The sequence below is a fragment of the Undibacterium sp. 5I2 genome, assembly GCF_035019605.1.
Classification (GTDB): Bacteria; Pseudomonadota; Gammaproteobacteria; order Burkholderiales; family Burkholderiaceae_D; genus Undibacterium.
Genome location: NZ_JASJVS010000043.1, coordinates 24,787 through 39,420, shown reverse-complemented (window position 1 = coordinate 39,420; position 14,634 = coordinate 24,787). Strand labels below are relative to the sequence as shown.

Annotated in this window: 13 protein-coding genes; 4 read left to right on the top strand and 9 right to left on the bottom strand. The window is 54.1% G+C overall.

All coding sequences use genetic code 11. From position 1 onward, the window contains the following. Positions 1-112 precede the first annotated feature (112 nt). From QN359_RS14450 to QN359_RS14435, 4 genes are all read right to left on the bottom strand, one after another. Complete coding sequence (locus QN359_RS14450; RefSeq protein WP_322250960.1) at positions 113-619, bottom strand: hypothetical protein; 507 nt, start codon at positions 617-619, stop codon at positions 113-115. Then, the gene (locus tag QN359_RS14445) at positions 616-1,761 is read right to left on the bottom strand and encodes an MGDG synthase family glycosyltransferase (RefSeq protein WP_322250961.1); all 1,146 of its coding nucleotides are present in this window, start codon (positions 1,759-1,761) and stop codon (positions 616-618) included. The genes QN359_RS14450 and QN359_RS14445 overlap by 4 nt, the downstream gene beginning before the upstream one ends. Before the next feature lie 77 nt (positions 1,762-1,838). Continuing rightward, positions 1,839-2,474 (bottom strand): pyridoxamine 5'-phosphate oxidase, encoded by a 636-nt coding sequence (gene pdxH, locus QN359_RS14440; protein WP_322250962.1) that lies wholly within the window; start codon positions 2,472-2,474, stop codon positions 1,839-1,841. Positions 2,475-2,506: 32 nt separating this feature from the next. Next, entirely contained in the window at positions 2,507-3,055 is a 549-nt protein-coding gene (locus QN359_RS14435) for a hemerythrin domain-containing protein (protein ID WP_322250963.1), read from the bottom strand. A 167-nt stretch (positions 3,056-3,222) separates the two neighbouring features. On the opposite strand from QN359_RS14435, the gene QN359_RS14430 reads away from it, so the two are divergent. Both QN359_RS14430 and QN359_RS14425 read left to right on the top strand, forming a co-directional pair. Continuing rightward, entirely contained in the window at positions 3,223-4,023 is an 801-nt protein-coding gene (locus QN359_RS14430; protein WP_322250964.1) for a tRNA threonylcarbamoyladenosine dehydratase, read from the top strand. A 250-nt stretch (positions 4,024-4,273) separates the two neighbouring features. Further along, positions 4,274-4,768, top strand: coding sequence for a chemotaxis protein CheW (locus QN359_RS14425; RefSeq protein ID WP_416200225.1), 495 nt, complete (start codon positions 4,274-4,276; stop codon positions 4,766-4,768). A 34-nt stretch (positions 4,769-4,802) separates the two neighbouring features. Here the strand turns inward: QN359_RS14425 and QN359_RS14420 are convergent, their stop codons facing one another. The 3 genes from QN359_RS14420 to QN359_RS14410 all read right to left on the bottom strand — a co-directional run bounded on the left by QN359_RS14420 (position 4,803) and on the right by QN359_RS14410 (position 9,579). Next, the gene (locus QN359_RS14420) at positions 4,803-5,843 is read right to left on the bottom strand and encodes a GMP reductase (protein WP_322250966.1); all 1,041 of its coding nucleotides are present in this window, start codon (positions 5,841-5,843) and stop codon (positions 4,803-4,805) included. Positions 5,844-6,008: 165 nt separating this feature from the next. Continuing rightward, positions 6,009-6,944, bottom strand: coding sequence for a metallophosphoesterase family protein (locus tag QN359_RS14415; protein ID WP_322250967.1), 936 nt, complete (start codon positions 6,942-6,944; stop codon positions 6,009-6,011). A gap of 73 nt (positions 6,945-7,017) precedes the next feature. After that, a complete protein-coding gene (locus QN359_RS14410; protein ID WP_322250968.1) occupies positions 7,018-9,579 on the bottom strand; it encodes a heavy metal translocating P-type ATPase in 2,562 nt (853 codons plus the stop codon). 71 nt (positions 9,580-9,650) lie between these two features. On the opposite strand from QN359_RS14410, the gene QN359_RS14405 reads away from it, so the two are divergent. Then, a complete protein-coding gene (locus tag QN359_RS14405; RefSeq protein WP_322250969.1) occupies positions 9,651-10,064 on the top strand; it encodes a MerR family transcriptional regulator in 414 nt (137 codons plus the stop codon). 53 nt (positions 10,065-10,117) lie between these two features. On the opposite strand, the gene QN359_RS14400 is transcribed toward QN359_RS14405, so the two are convergent. Next, on the bottom strand, positions 10,118-11,224 hold the full coding sequence (locus QN359_RS14400; RefSeq protein WP_322250970.1) for an alkene reductase: 1,107 nt from the start codon (positions 11,222-11,224) through the stop codon (positions 10,118-10,120). A gap of 137 nt (positions 11,225-11,361) precedes the next feature. Next, positions 11,362-11,973, bottom strand: coding sequence for a TetR/AcrR family transcriptional regulator (locus QN359_RS14395; RefSeq protein WP_322250971.1), 612 nt, complete (start codon positions 11,971-11,973; stop codon positions 11,362-11,364). A 216-nt stretch (positions 11,974-12,189) separates the two neighbouring features. Here QN359_RS14395 and QN359_RS14390 point away from each other — a divergent pair, with 216 nt between their 5' ends. Then, positions 12,190-14,481 carry a putative bifunctional diguanylate cyclase/phosphodiesterase gene (locus QN359_RS14390; RefSeq protein WP_322250972.1) on the top strand — a complete coding sequence of 764 codons (2,292 nt, stop codon included), beginning with the start codon at positions 12,190-12,192 and terminating at the stop codon, positions 14,479-14,481. Positions 14,482-14,634: the final 153 nt, after the last annotated feature.

Sequence of the window (14,634 nt, the reverse complement as noted above, 5' to 3'; positions counted from 1 at the left end):
GATACCGACTCAATACCCTTTTGCGACAGCCTCTGAAGGCCGGGGTTTCAAACCCTAGTCAGATTTTTGATGAAAAATATTTATTTTTTTATCTTTTAAAAATTGCCCGTTTTCATTTCGACATTTCGCTTGTTTGCGCTCCCGTGTACGGCCGCGTCGCGTAGGCCAATAGTAAAAAGGCTACTGCAGAACCTATCCAATAATCGATCGGGGTACCCCACAACCAGTGATGATGCCAAGTCACGGTCGCTTGGTTGAAGTGTTCCCAACCCCAGGCCGGGTTCATCACGAACCACATGCAATCTTCAATGATCCAGAACACGATGCCAGCGGCAAACACGCGTGCTTCGGTGCGCCAACTCCATGGCTGGGTAAGAAAAAACGGAAAGTGGAAAAACAGGGCGATGAAGGGAAATACCCAGGCATGGTAGCCGGTCATCGCGCGTCCACCCCAGAACAGATCGAGCAACCAGTGTTTTTGTATGCGCCAGGTCGGCAAATTGGCCCCCCAACCGGCGGCACCCTCGATTTGAATTTCCACCTGGGCAAAAAAAATCGCGAGTACCGCGACATAGGAGAGCATGAACAGGCTGGCTCGGAAGGAAGTGTGAGGCTTCATGGCAGGGCTTTCGATGGCAGTGAGTGTAAAACTTGGTGCAGCACGGTGGCGGCGGCATACGGTTTGCCAGCTATCCCTGCTTGTGTGCGCATGGCCTGGAGTTTTTCCGGATGCTGCAGCAAATAGCGCACACGATAGAGCAGGCTGACATCGTCATAGGCTTTGAGGGCAGCGCCGCATTCGAGCAGGTAGTCGGCATTGCGTTCTTCTTGGCCGCGGATCGGCGCGTTGAGTAGCAGCGGCAAGGAGTAGGCCAGGCATTCCGAGGTCGTCAGTCCGCCCGGCTTGGTGATGACCAGATCGGCGCAAGCCATCAGGCGCTCGACCTGCCGGCTATACGCAAATGGAAACAGGCGCGTGGGAAAGCGCTGCGCCAGTTCTTGTAGTGCTGCCAGTGCTGGGGCGTTATTTCCTGCCAAGACTAATAATTGAAACGGCGTGTCCAGTGCCAGCAAGCCTGCGGCAATCTGCGCCAAGCCACCCAAGCCGGCACCTCCCCCCATGAGTAGTATCGTCAGGCGTGCGGGATCGATGCCGATTTCGGCCGCGCATTGTTGGCGTAAGGGTTTTTCTTCAAAATGTGGCATTACCGGAATGCCGGTGACATGGATGCGCTCGGGGGCGATACCGGCGCTGCGCATGCGGTCGGCAATTTCTTCACTGGCGGCAAAGTAGCCAGCCATATGCTGGTGTACCCACATGCGGTGGAGGTCGAAGTCGGTGACTTGTACAAATACCGGACAATGAAATTGTTGTTTCGCTATCCGGCGTGACAACAATTCTGCCGGTAAAAAATGCGTGCAGATGATGGCGTCGGGCGCGAACTCAGCGATAGCTTGGAACAGCGTGCGGGTATTGAGTCGCTCCAAACTGCGGCGCAGGCGTTCGAGTGCGCTGTTGGTTTTGGCTTCATTGCTGGCTTGGTAGAGATAGCCCCACAGATTCGGGGCGGAGCTGACCAACTTAATATAAAAGTCAGTGTAGATTTTGCGAAAGCCGCTGCTGACAAAGTCCATCACGTCGAGATGGATCACCTCGCTGTCGGCGGCGTGGACGACTGCACTGGCTTGCAGCGCTTCGGCGGCACGGCGATGGCCGGCACCGGCAGAAACACTGAGTAAGAGGATTTTCTTTTTTCGCATCGCATACGCAAGTAGCCTTCAAGCTGACAGGCTAGCATGCGAGTGTGATGACTTGATGACGCGCGCCCGCGTTTCTATTAAGGCTGTAGGCGGCTGATTTGCCAGTTGTGCTCGGGCTGACGCGTATAGACGATGCGATCATGCAGGCGCGAGCTGCGTCCTTGCCAAAATTCAATTTTTTCTGGCACCAAGCGGTAGCCACCCCAGTGTTCGGGGCGCGGTGGTTGGTCGCCATAGCGAGTAATCACCTCTGCCAGTTGCTGCTCGAGTTGGTCACGGTTGGCCACCGGCTGACTTTGTATCGACGCCGTGGCACTCTGACGACTACCGAGCGGACGGCTATAAAAATACACATCGTTTTCGGCGGCAGAGATTTTTTCTATGCGGCCTTCGATGCGGACTTGGCGCTCGAGTGCCGGCCAAAAAAACAACAGTGCGGCATGTGGATTACTTGCCAAGTCATTGCCTTTGGCACTGTCATAATTGGTAAACCAGGTGAAGCCACGCGCATCGTATTCTTTGATCAGCACGATCCGTGCCGATGGCTGGCCCGCCGCATTCACCGTTGCCAAGCTCATGGCATTGGCTTCGGCGACGTTGGCTTGCAAGGCTTGTTCAAACCAGTGGCCGAACTGCATGAACGGGTCGCTGGCGACATCGGTTTCAGACAGGCTGGCTTGCTGATAATCTTTACGCAGATCGGCGATAGACATACATTTCCTTAAATAAACGAGAGCTGAGCAGTTCAGGCCGGCTCGGCCGTAGGGACGATACCGCGCCGGGTTTGCATCGCGGTACCGAGTTTTTTCATCTGGGTGGCGTCGAACAGGCGCAGCGCCATCGGCGCAATATGCCCTTCTTCTATCGCCATATGGGCTTGATACAATTCGGAAAATTCTTCTACATCGCTGGCCGATAAATCACCGCCCTCGCCATCTTCTATCGCTTGCAATTGGCTTTCCAATCCCTTCCAATGTATTTCCATTTGGCGATGATGCAGCAAAATCTGTAGTGTCAACTCTTGCAACAGCACGGCATCGTCACCTTTTGCCGTGGCTGCCAGTTCGGGCAGTAAATCGACCTCTTCATCTTCGTGATGCAAGGGGGCCGCTTTTCGGAAATAGCGCAGTACCGCTTTGGCTGCGCGTTGGGCTTCTTCATCTACCCCGGTATCATTGAGGTGACTGACCAGCCGCTCGAGCGTGCTTAACTGCTTGCGTATGCGATCGTGGCAATGCTTTAAGATTGCCAGAGGCTGATCGAAGTCTGGTGCGCTATCGAATAAACTGTTCATGCTGACTCCCTGTGGAGAGGTTGACCATCATTATGCAGTAGGGATTGTAGACCTACTTGCGACACATCAATCACGCTCTTGTAAAATGGCGACAATATTTAAAGCTTCGTGTCTGCATTCAGGCACGATGTTCACACACTGCTCACCAAAACATTAATAATACTATTATGCAACAAAATTCAGATATCGATTTCGATCGCCGTTTCGGCGGTGTCGCCCGACTTTACGGTGCCGCGGCGCTGAGTCGCTTTCGCGCCGCACATATTGCTGTGATCGGCGTCGGCGGCGTCGGTTCCTGGGTGGTGGAAGCGTTAGCGCGCAGTGCCATCGGTACGATCACTCTGATCGATCTCGATCAGGTTGCAGAATCGAATATCAATCGCCAGATTCAAGCCACCAGCGCGAGTCTTGGGCAAGCCAAAGTCAGCGCGCTGGCCGAACGGATTGCCAGTATCAATCCGTTTTGCGTGGTTCATGAGGTAGAAGATTTCATTACACCCGATAACCTTGGCGAACTCGTCGGGGCCGCTGGGTTTGATTATGTCATCGATGCCATCGATGATGTCCGAGCCAAGACGGCATTGATTGCGTTTTGTCATCAACAGCAACTGCCGCTCATTACTATCGGTGCGGCCGGTGGACAAACCGATCCGGGTAAGATAGAGATTCGTGATCTCTCGCGCACTGAGCAAGAACCTTTGCTAGCCTTGGTGCGCAAACGCTTGCGTCAGAACTTTGGTTTTCCGCGCGGTGCCAAGAGTAAATTTGGCATCGAGGCGGTGTTTTCCATGGAGGTGCTGACTACCCCGGCGGAGGTCTGTGAAACGCCCGAGTCGGCCGCACAAGACACGGCACTGAGCGGCTTGAATTGTGCCGGCTTCGGTTCTTCTGTGGTCGTGACGGCCAGCTTCGGCTTGCGTGCTGCGGCACGTGTTTTGCAGGTCTTGGCGCTGGGGCGGCAAGACTGAAAGGTTCTTTAGTCATAACAATCGCTCACTAATTCTTTTCAGATATTGGGAGTATGAGCGTGCGCTGGCTTTTCCTGCCCAGTTGGCCGATCTCTGTGAACAAAATGGCATATTTGCTACTTAGTAGTAATATAGGGCAAGTGCAGCTTCAAGCTGCCGTATAATAAAATAAAATTGCCGCATGGAATTATTTCATGCGTCGCTGATCTGTTTTTATTCACGCGCATTCAGCCAGTGCGCAAGGAAGATAATGATGAATGATTCCGCTGTGCTCGATATCGCTGCCGAAGTTACTACTGAGCAGGAGTTCCTGGCATTTCGTCTTGGTGCCGAGGAGTATGGCATTGCGATTTTGCAGACGCAGGAAATTCGTAATTTCGAAACTCTCACGCGGCTGGCTAATTCGCCTGATTACTTACGTGGGGTCATGAACTTGCGCGGCGTAATCGTGCCGGTAATCGATCTGCGTCTGCGTTTCGGTACCGGTGCCGATGCCCCCGACTCGTCGACCGTGGTGATCATTCTCAATATTCACGGTCGTGTGATTGGCGTCGTGGTTGACAGTGTGTCTGATGTTGTCACGCTGATCACGGCTGATATCAAACCGGCACCTGAACTCGGTACTACCTTCTCTAGCAATTACCTGATCGGTTTGGGGCAGATTGAGGAAAGAATGATCATTCTGCTCGATATAGAAAAAGTCATGTCTGGGCCGGAATTGGGTTTGATCGCGCAGACAGCCTGAACTACCGACGCCATCTCAGTGGGTCGGCTGAGGATCAGGATTTGCCGAACACTTCGTTGAGTTGCTGCGTCACGCGTATGAAGGTCGTGCGTTTAGTCAATTCTTTCAGCTTGTGTGCGCCGACATACGTACATGCTGAGCGCACGCCACCTAAAATATCTTGCAAGCTATTGCTGACCGGACCGCGATACGGCACCAGTACTTCCTTGCCTTCAGAGGCGCGGTAGTGAGCCACGCCACCGGCATATTTATCCATGGCCGCGCGACTGCTCATCCCATAGAAACGTTTGAATTGCGTGCCGTCGCGCTCGACCACATCACCGGCGCATTCATCATGGCCAGCCAGCATGCCGCCGAGCATAATGAAATCGGCACCGCCACCAAAGGCTTTGGCTAAGTCACCCGGCACCGCACAACCGCCATCGGCGCAGATTTGCCCGCCCAAGCCGTGGGCGGCATCGGCACATTCGATGATGGCCGACAATTGCGGATAGCCTACCCCGGTCATTTTGCGGGTAGTGCATACCGAGCCAGGTCCGATGCCGACCTTGACGATATCAGCCCCAGCCAGTATCAATTCTTCCGTGATATCACCGGTGACGACATTGCCGGCCATGATAGTCAGTTGCGGAAAATCAGTACGGACTTTTTTGACAAAATTAATGAAGCCTTCGGTATAGCCGTTAGCCACATCGATGCAGACATATTCGATGGCGGCTTTGGTGCGCGCCATTACGGCAACAAATTTATCGTAATCGGCATTCGATATGCCCATGGAATAAAAGGCCGCTGATTTTGTTTGCAGACGCGTGAAATAATCAACCAGCGTTTGCTCATCGTAGTGCTTGTGCAGGGCGGTGGATAATTGTTGCGCTTCGAGTACGGCAGCCATTTCCAGCGTGCCGGTCGAATCCATATTGGCAGCGATGATAGGAATGCCGCGATAGGTTTTACGCGAATGATGGAACACGAACTCTCGTTCGAGGTCGACATCTGAACGTGAGGTCAGGGTTGAGCGCTTGGGGCGGATCAGAACGTCTTTAAAATCCAGTCTCAGGGTTTCTTCGATATGCATAACGACTCCGGTGCGCGTCTGGCGGACGCAGGAATGGAACGACTCGAACACCGAGCCATTGAGCCGTAATTGAGTATAGTGGAAAAAACCGACTAGTGTCGATCTGCTGAAGCGATGCCCGGTATCACGCGTTTCGTATACCGGACACCCTAGGGAAGTGCTGGCTTAATGGCAAACGCCCTTACCTTTATCGCCGAAGCTGGCACCGTCCGTGGCCAAGAATTCCCATTCATAGGAATTTTCTTGTAATTTCAGACGTAACACGCCGTGGCTGGAATTATCGCGCATCTCGGTGGTGTTTTTTGGTAAAAACATCGGCGTGGTTGCCGCCCCGCCGGTGCCGACCACAAAACTGCGCAAGCCATTGACGTCATCGCGCTCGCCATTGCCATCCATGGGGGCGAAACGTTCATAGTCATGGTCGTGGCCGCTGAGGACCAGATCGGCTTTGGCCGCTACCAACATTTTCCAGGCTGGCCACATCAATTCATTGTTGCCATGGCCACCAGAGCTGAATGCCGGATGATGCCAGAATGCCAAAGTACAGCGCTGTTTGTTGTTACTCAATTCTTCTTGTAACCATGCCAACTGCGTTTGCATTTGTTGTCTGTTAAGGTTGCTGTTGAGCGAGATTATCTGCCAATTGCCGATGTGTTTGGCGTAGTAACCGCGTCGATCGGGGCCGGCCAGTTCGCCAAAGTAATTGTAGTAACCGAGTGCTTTCGGCATGGCGTAGTCATGGTTGCCGGGCGAGGGCAGGGTACGCTGTTTGAAGCGACCCCAGGTCGGGTCGTAACAATTACTGAATTCTTCAGGTTTGCCAACCGGATAGGTATTGTCGCCCAGCGTGATGGCCAGCGCGCTCGTGTCTTGTGCCAGTGCCGTGGCAATCAAGTCGGCGGTACGGGCAGCCATGCTCTCCAGGGCTGGTTTTTTCTTGCAGTCAGCGATATCGCCCGCCGCATAGATCGTGATGCTCTTTGCTTTGCTGGAGAGTTTTTGTTTAGCACTTTTGGTAATCGGGTTTTCCAGCGCGTAGGCTGACGAAGTCGCCAGCGCTGCGAGAAAAAGTAAGGCGGGAATCAAACGCACACAATGCATAGGAGGTCTTTGGAAGTAGGTATAGAACAACAGGGGGGTATTTTACCGTGTCCCGGTCGCGCTGCCCGATTGTTTACAATGTCAGTGAGCGCAAACGCAGCGCATTGCTGATGACTGAGACTGAACTCAGGCTCATTGCCGCACTCGCCAGCATAGGGCTGAGCAACAGGCCCAGCCATGGATAGAGTGCACCGGCAGCGAGCGGCACGCCGATGAAATTATAGGCAAACGCAAAAAACAAATTCTGCCGAATATTACGCATGGTAGCGACACTCAGACGGCGCGCACGCGCAATGCCTTGCAGCTTGCCTTGGATTAACACTAAATCGGCGCTTTGCATGGCGATATCGGTACCGCTGCCCATGGCAATGCCGACCTGGGCTTGCGCCAGTGCCGGCGCATCGTTGATGCCATCGCCGGCCATGGCGACAAGGTGTCCTTGGGCTTGTAAGTCACGGATCATGCGCAATTTGTCTTCAGGCATGACTTCTGCGTGAAACTCGGCGATGCCAAGCTTGTTTGCAACGCTTTGCACCGCCAGTCGATTGTCACCGCTCATCAAGATCACACGGATTCCGAGTGCCCGCACCTCATCGAGTGCGGCAGCGGCATCGGTTTTTATGCTATCGGCAATACTGATGAGCGCGAGCGCGCGTTGATCGCGCGCCAAAATCACCACCGCATGGCCATTTGCTTGAAATGTTTGTATCTGCGCATCAAATTCGGCGGTGTCGATACCATGCGCGGTTATCCAGGCGGGTTTTCCCAGCATCAGCGCTTGCTCATTTTGCCAAGCACGCACACCTTGTCCGCTGACTGCTTCGAAACGGCTGATCGTTGCGGCAGCAATATTTTTCTGCTCGGCGCAGTCGACGATGGCGCGCGCCAACGGATGTTCGCTGGCTTGTTCCAGCGCCCGCGCCAGTGCCCAGACTTGATCGTGGTGTTCCCCTTGGGCCAGCAAGAAGCCTTGTACCGCAGCATGGCCAGCGGTCAGGGTGCCGGTTTTATCGATGACTAAGGTGTCTATTTTTTCCAATAATTCCAAAACCTCTGCATTTTTGATCAACATGCCAGCCTGAGCCGCCCGGCCTATGCCGACCGTGACCGAAATCGGCGTGGCCAAGCCAAGTGCGCAAGGGCAGGCGATGATCAGTACCGAGATCGCCGCCATACAGCCGTTGGCCAATGCTGGCGCTGGCCCGAGCCAGTACCAGAGCAGCAAGGCGGCAAGGGCGGCGAACAATACTGCTGGCACAAACCAAGCCGAGACCTGATCGGCCAACTTTTGTATCGGTGCCCGTGAGCGTGCGGCTTGATTGACCAAGCTGATGATGTGCGACAACAGCGTATCGCGACCGATCTTTTCCGCCGACATGGTGAAACTACCCTGTTGGTTGAGTGTGCCGGCACGCACCGTCGCGCCGCTGCGTTTGGCCACCGGCATGGCTTCGCCACTGATCATGGCTTCATCGACATACGATGCGCCGCTGATCACGCTGCCATCGACGGCAATCTGCGCCCCCGGTCGCACGCGTAAGGTGTCGCCAAGCTGAACTTGATCGAGTGCGATGTCGCTGTCGGAACCATCGGCGTTGACCCGTATCGCGCGGCTCGGCGTCAGCGCCAGCAAGGAACGAATGGCCAAGCCGGTTTGGGCGCGTGCGCGCAGTTCTAACACTTGGCCGAGCAAGACCAAGCAAATGATGACGGCTGCTGCTTCAAAATACAGCGGCACCATGCCATCTATTTTGAAGGTGTCCGGTAGTGCCGCCGGGAATAGCAATGCCACCAGACTGAGTAAGTAAGCGGCACCGGTACCGATGCCGATCAAGCTGAACATATTCAAATTGCCGCTGCGAAAGGACAACCAGGCACGGGCAAAAAACGGCTGCCCCAGCCACAGCACCACTGGGCTGGCAAGTGTACATTGCAGCCAATTGAACAGCTTCATGCCCAGCCGCGCATGCAAATCTACCCCGGGAAGCATGTCACCCATGCTCAGCATCAGCAGTGGCAGGCACAGCGCGATACTGAAGTATAAGCGCCGGCGCATGTCATGCAATTCGCTCTGGTCATCAACGAATGAAGCTTCTTTGGGTTCCAAGGCCATGCCGCAGAGTGGGCAGATGCCGGGGCCGAGTTGTTCGACTTCTGCATCCATAGGGCAAATATATAAGAGCTCGGCGGCATTGGATGGCGGCGCGACAGGAGTAGGCGCAGGTGCCAGCGCGGCATCGGGCTGGGCACGAAATTTCGCCAAGCAAGCGGCGCAACAAAAATACCAAGTGCGGCCGGCATGCTCCATCTGATGCGGGCTGTTGCTACTGACGCGCATGCCGCAAATCGGGTCGCGTTGCTCACCGGCCCGATCTTCTTGCATGCTCGTCGTCGTTGCTGCAACTGCACTCATGTTTCCTGTCCCCAGCAGGGTTTTGGCGCGGACATAATCTGTCGGTATCGCGTTGAATTTGGCCGCGCATGAGGCACTGCAAAAGTAATACGGCCGTCCTTGAAAGCGCACGCTGAACTTGGCCTTGCTGCTGACTGTCATGCCGCAGACTGGGTCGAGTGTGGCTGCTGCGCTCGGCTCTGGGCTTGTGCAGCAAGGGCTGTGACTGTGTTCGTGCGTCATGGTTGGCTTCCAAATGTGGTCTATGCTTTATCATAGACTGCGTACCCAACTACGGAGTCAAGGAGTTTCTGATGTCTGATCCCAATCAATTAACGATAGGACAATTGGCCAAAGCGGCGGCGGTCGGTGTCGAGACGATACGCTATTACCAGCGGCGCGGTTTGTTGCCTGTGCCGCTGGTTGCCAGCGGCTTTCGCACCTATACCAAGGCCTACGTGGCACGGATTCGTTTCATCAAACGCGCGCAGGAACTTGGTTTTCATCTCGATGAAGTCGCGCAGTTGCTGGCGCTGGAAGATAGTCATGATCGCACTGCCGTGCGCGACATCGCAGCCGAACGTTTGCTGCAAGTGCGTGCCAAGCTCGCTGATTTACAGTGCATGGAACAGATTTTGGCTGGTCTCATCGCTCGCTGTGCCGCCTGTGGCGATGATATGAGCTGTCCTATTATCGATGCGCTCAGCGGTACCTCTATGCCACCCTGAAATAATAACGACCAGACGTATCTGGTCGTTATTTGCCTCATTGATGTTTATACTCAGGCAGCGTTACCCAGCATCGGATAATCGGTGTAGCCGATTTCTTCGCCACCGTAGAACGTCGCGCGATCAGGCGTGTTCAAGGCAGCACCGGTGGCGAAGCGTGCCACCAGGTCCGGGTTGGCGATGTAGGGACGGCCGAAGGCGACGGCATCGGATAAGCCGCTGGCAATCAAGGCTTCGGCTTCGGCCGCGGAATAGCCGCCGCAGCAAATCAAGCTGCCGGGGAAGGCGGCCCGCAAAGCTTGGCGGAAGGCGGTACTCAGTTCGGGACCACCGGCCCAATCTGGTTCTGCAATATGCAGGTAGGCAATGCCACGGGCGGTAAACGCCTTGGCCAGATACAGCGCGATCGCTTCGGCTTCACGGTCGGCGATGCCATGGGCAACAAAATTCGGTGACATACGCACGCCAACCCGATCGGCACCGATTTCGGCAATTGCCGCATCCACCGCTTCGAGCGTCAAACGGGCGCGATTTTCCAAGCTGCCACCGTAGGCATCGGTACGCACATTACTATTGGTTGACATAAATTGCTGCAGCAAATAACCATTGGCGGCATGCACTTCGACCAAGTCAAAGCCGGCGGCTTTGGCGCGGATGGTGGCGGCGCGATATTGCTCAATAATTTGGGGCATTTCGGCCAGTTCCAGCGCGCGTGGCTGGGAGGTTTGGATATTGGCTGGGGTGCCATCTTTTTCGATGACGAAACATTGGCTGTTTTCTGCCGTCAAGGCCGATGCCGATACTGGTGCGGCATCATTTTCTTGCAGCAAAGTATGGGAAATGCGGCCTACGTGCCACAGTTGCAGGGCTATTTTGCCACCCTTGGCATGCACTGCATCGACCACGGTTTTCCAGCCCGCTTGTTGCGCATCCGTAAATATACCGGGCGTCCAGGCATAGCCTTGACCTTGGCGCGAAATTTGGCTGGCTTCGGTAACGATGAGGCCGGCACTGGCGCGCTGGGCATAATATTCAACATTGAGCGCGCGCGGAATATCGCCCGGCTGGCCGGCGCGTGAACGCGTCAGCGGTGCCATGATGATACGATTGCTGAGCGGGATGCTGCCGACTTGCAGAGGGGAGAGTAATTGTTGGTACATGATGATTCCTGCTGAAGTTAAATTGTATGGTTAAATTAGACCGGTCGTCTAGGTTTGTGTAGAAAAAAAAGCCCCTTGTTCGTACCGATCAGTGAAAACAAGCGAACAGCGCGCAGTGTGAATTCGCGCATTCCTCATTATTGCTTGCTGACTTGGAGTAAGCGTTCGGTCTGTTGCATTGCCAATTGCAGTGGCTGCAAGTCGCGCCTGACCTTGGTCAGCACCGATGCTCCCACCCACAGACTGTACAGTACTTCGGCCAGTTCGGCTGCCGGCACCGCAGCGTTGATGCTTTGCTCGCGCTGTGCGGCATCAATGGCAGTGGCAATGTGCCGAGTAATCGCTTGCATGCCGGCTGCCAGTGCGCTACGCATCGGTTCTGACAGGTCAGCCACTTCGGCGGCCAGTTTGACGGCCAAGCAAAGCTTATGACAATCACTGCCACTGGCCAGTTCCAGCCAATTATTGAAGTAAGCCAGCAAACGCTCGCGTGCAGTCAGTGTTTGATCGGCGAAGAGTGCCGTGATTTCTTCTTGATACTGGGTAAAATATCGCTCAAGCAATGCCACACCGAAGCCTTCTTTGGAGGCAAAGTAGTGGTAGAACGAGCCTTTAGGGACTGCTGCGGCGTTGAGAATCTCACTTAAACCGAGTGCGCTGAAGCCACGGCCGGCAATCAGCGCTTCGCCGGTCGCCAAGATGCGTTCGCGCGTGTCATGATGCGGTGAGCGGTGATCAAGTTTAGTCATGTCGACGATGATAGTAGACCAGTCGTCTTATGTCAAGGCTGGCGCGCGCTGATGTACCTGCCTGACATCGGCCTGTAGAAAAAAGAGCAACAAGCCTCCCCTTTGTAATTCTGTTTGTGAGAGAATCAAACGTTGCTCATCTGAATAAAAGTAGTTCAGCCGCAAAAGCCGCCCTGATCAATCACCGTATCTGTTCTTCTTACTGATAAAAACACTATGTTTCGCTGGCTTTTCCTGAACCAGAATGCCCCTGTCGGAGAGAACAACTGGAAGTTGGGTGTCTTACGCATCATTTTGCTGTCGGCTTTGCTGCTCGACTGCGGTATTGCTATCGTCCAGAGTATGTCGGCTGAGAGCACGCAAGAAACCGGCAATCGGATTTTTCTCGCCGGCTTGATCGTTACCAAATTATTGGCGCTGCTGATTTGCTCAGCTGCACCACGTCGCGCGGCTATGTTGATGTTGGCAGGCATTTACGGCGGTGCGGCAGCGATTCTCAGCTCGGTTGCTGATATGCAATTAGCCATGCTGGCCTTTCCTTACATCTATGCCGCGCCCTTGCTGGCGCGCTTGTTTTTCGGTCAAGCTTCCGTGCTGTCTTTGATGTTTGCCAATACATTCGCATTTCTATTGTTGCTGACCGGTATGATGCCGGCTTGGTTCGGGGTGCCGCTCACATTGAGCGGCTATGGCCAACTGGTGATGGCGAGCTTGATCTTTTTGTTTTTCAATCTCCTCATGCCGCTGGTCGTGTCGCGGGTCTTGCTGGCATTTGAAGAATCGTTCGAGCAATTGCAGCAGAGTAATAGAGCACTCAATGTCAGCTATACCCAATATCAGGAAGTGTTTGAAAATGCCGGTACGGCCTTGTTGCTGACCGATGCCTTCGGGCAGATTTTACAAGCCAACCATCAGGCTAATCTTTTGCTCGGCCGGCATCCTGATGCCGAAGATGATTTGGCCTTGTTCAGTTGGTTGTCGGCGGAAAACAATCATCGCCGCAAAAATGATCAGCTCGACGACTCGCTCACTTTGCCGCTGTCGGCTTATCGCACGCGCGATGGGCGGATGGTGGCGATGGATAACATCTCGCGCACCTCCTCGGATCATTGGATTGTCGCTTTGCGCGATGTCTCAAATTTGCAGAAAATGCAAACGGCGCTGCAACTGAGTTTGGAACGTGAAGACTATCTCAACAGCCATGATGCGCTGACCAATTTGCCTAACCGTGAAATGCTGCGTCAGTATTTGCAAACCGTCTTGACTAAGCAAGATCCCAATAACATCAATGTGACGGCGCTGGTGTCGTTTCGCGTCAATAGTATTCGTCATGCCAATCAACAGTTTGGTGCGCATACCGGCGATGTGATGCTGCGTCGCTTCGCTGACGAGTTGAGCTTGGTCTTGCCGAAAAACTGTTTTTGCGCGCGTTTGCGCAGCATTGTCTTGTCCTTTGTGGTCGATCAATTCCGCACCCCCGGCGACATCATCGATTATGTGGATCAGTTGCGTCAGGTTTTACCTAAGGAATTGGAAGTCAACGGTGAAATTCTGGTGGTCCAGTTTTCTGCCGGGATTGCCGTTATCCGCGCCGAAGACAGTAACCCCGACGAATTGATACGACGCAGCGAGGTCGCGCTCGATGGCGCGCGTCGTGCCAGCGATCAGAGCGTCACCTTGTTTGATGAAGGCAATGCACAGCAGCTGCGTCGCACCATCGACATCGACGTTGGCATAGCCAATGGCTTGAAACAGAATGAATTCGCCTTGTATTACCAACCCAAGGTGGCGCACGATGGCAGTGTCGGCGGTGTCGAGGCTTTACTCCGCTGGCGATCTGCCGCCATGGGTAGGATCTCGCCGGCCGAGTTCATCCCGATTGCCGAACGTTCCGGTTTGATACACCAGCTCAGTAATTTCGTCATTGAACAGGCGTGTACACAGATTCGCTGCTGGCTCGATGAATTCGGTACTAGCCCAGTGGTCGCGGTGAATCTGGCGGTCAATGATATTGCCCGCCTCGATTTGCTGGAATTGATAGAGGCCAGTTGCGCGCGTCATCATGTTGAACCGCGCTTTTTGGAATTCGAAATCACCGAGACCGGCTTGATTGCCAATGAAAAGCTGTCGATACATCACTTGAACGGTTTGAAAAATCGCGGGTTTGGTATTGCCATTGACGATTTCGGTACCGGCTATTCTTCTTTGTCCAAACTCAGCCACTTCCCGGCGCACACGGTAAAAATCGACCGTTCCTTCGTGGCGCAAATCGGCTACAACCGCAAGAGCGAGATGATAATTAAGGCGATTGTCTCCTTGGCCGACATTTTATCGTGCTCGACGGTGGCCGAAGGGGTAGAAAACGAGAGCCAGGAAGCCTTCCTGAAAGATGTAGGCTGTGAGTTTTTTCAGGGCTATTACTACTATCGTCCGCTCGATGTCGCGGCGATGAATACATTGTTGCGCGACGCTTACGTGAGCAAACAAGTGCTGCTGCAAACTTCCTGAGCGCGCGCGGCAGCAGCGCGGGTATGTGGCCTGACGATAAATTTTCCCGGCCAATTTTTCTATTCTGAACGCTTTTTGCGCTTTTGGGAATGGAAACATATTCTTCACATATTTCCTCGACACACCTCCCTAAATTCATCTACACTCAAGTTG

Coding starts and splice junctions, on each gene's coding strand:
- QN359_RS14390 (WP_322250972.1), top strand. CDS start 12,190: ATGTTTCGCTGGCTTTTCCTGAACCAGAATGCCCCTGTCGGAGAGAAC.
- QN359_RS14400 (WP_322250970.1), bottom strand. CDS start 11,224: ATGTACCAACAATTACTCTCCCCTCTGCAAGTCGGCAGCATCCCGCTC.
- QN359_RS14415 (WP_322250967.1), bottom strand. CDS start 6,944: ATGCATTGTGTGCGTTTGATTCCCGCCTTACTTTTTCTCGCAGCGCTG.
- QN359_RS14420 (WP_322250966.1), bottom strand. CDS start 5,843: ATGCATATCGAAGAAACCCTGAGACTGGATTTTAAAGACGTTCTGATC.
- QN359_RS14425 (WP_416200225.1), top strand. CDS start 4,274: ATGATGAATGATTCCGCTGTGCTCGATATCGCTGCCGAAGTTACTACT.
- pdxH (WP_322250962.1), bottom strand. CDS start 2,474: ATGTCTATCGCCGATCTGCGTAAAGATTATCAGCAAGCCAGCCTGTCT.
- QN359_RS14445 (WP_322250961.1), bottom strand. CDS start 1,761: ATGCGAAAAAAGAAAATCCTCTTACTCAGTGTTTCTGCCGGTGCCGGC.
- QN359_RS14430 (WP_322250964.1), top strand. CDS start 3,223: ATGCAACAAAATTCAGATATCGATTTCGATCGCCGTTTCGGCGGTGTC.
- QN359_RS14435 (WP_322250963.1), bottom strand. CDS start 3,055: ATGAACAGTTTATTCGATAGCGCACCAGACTTCGATCAGCCTCTGGCA.
- QN359_RS14450 (WP_322250960.1), bottom strand. CDS start 619: ATGAAGCCTCACACTTCCTTCCGAGCCAGCCTGTTCATGCTCTCCTAT.
- QN359_RS14410 (WP_322250968.1), bottom strand. CDS start 9,579: ATGACGCACGAACACAGTCACAGCCCTTGCTGCACAAGCCCAGAGCCG.
- QN359_RS14395 (WP_322250971.1), bottom strand. CDS start 11,973: ATGACTAAACTTGATCACCGCTCACCGCATCATGACACGCGCGAACGC.
- QN359_RS14405 (WP_322250969.1), top strand. CDS start 9,651: ATGTCTGATCCCAATCAATTAACGATAGGACAATTGGCCAAAGCGGCG.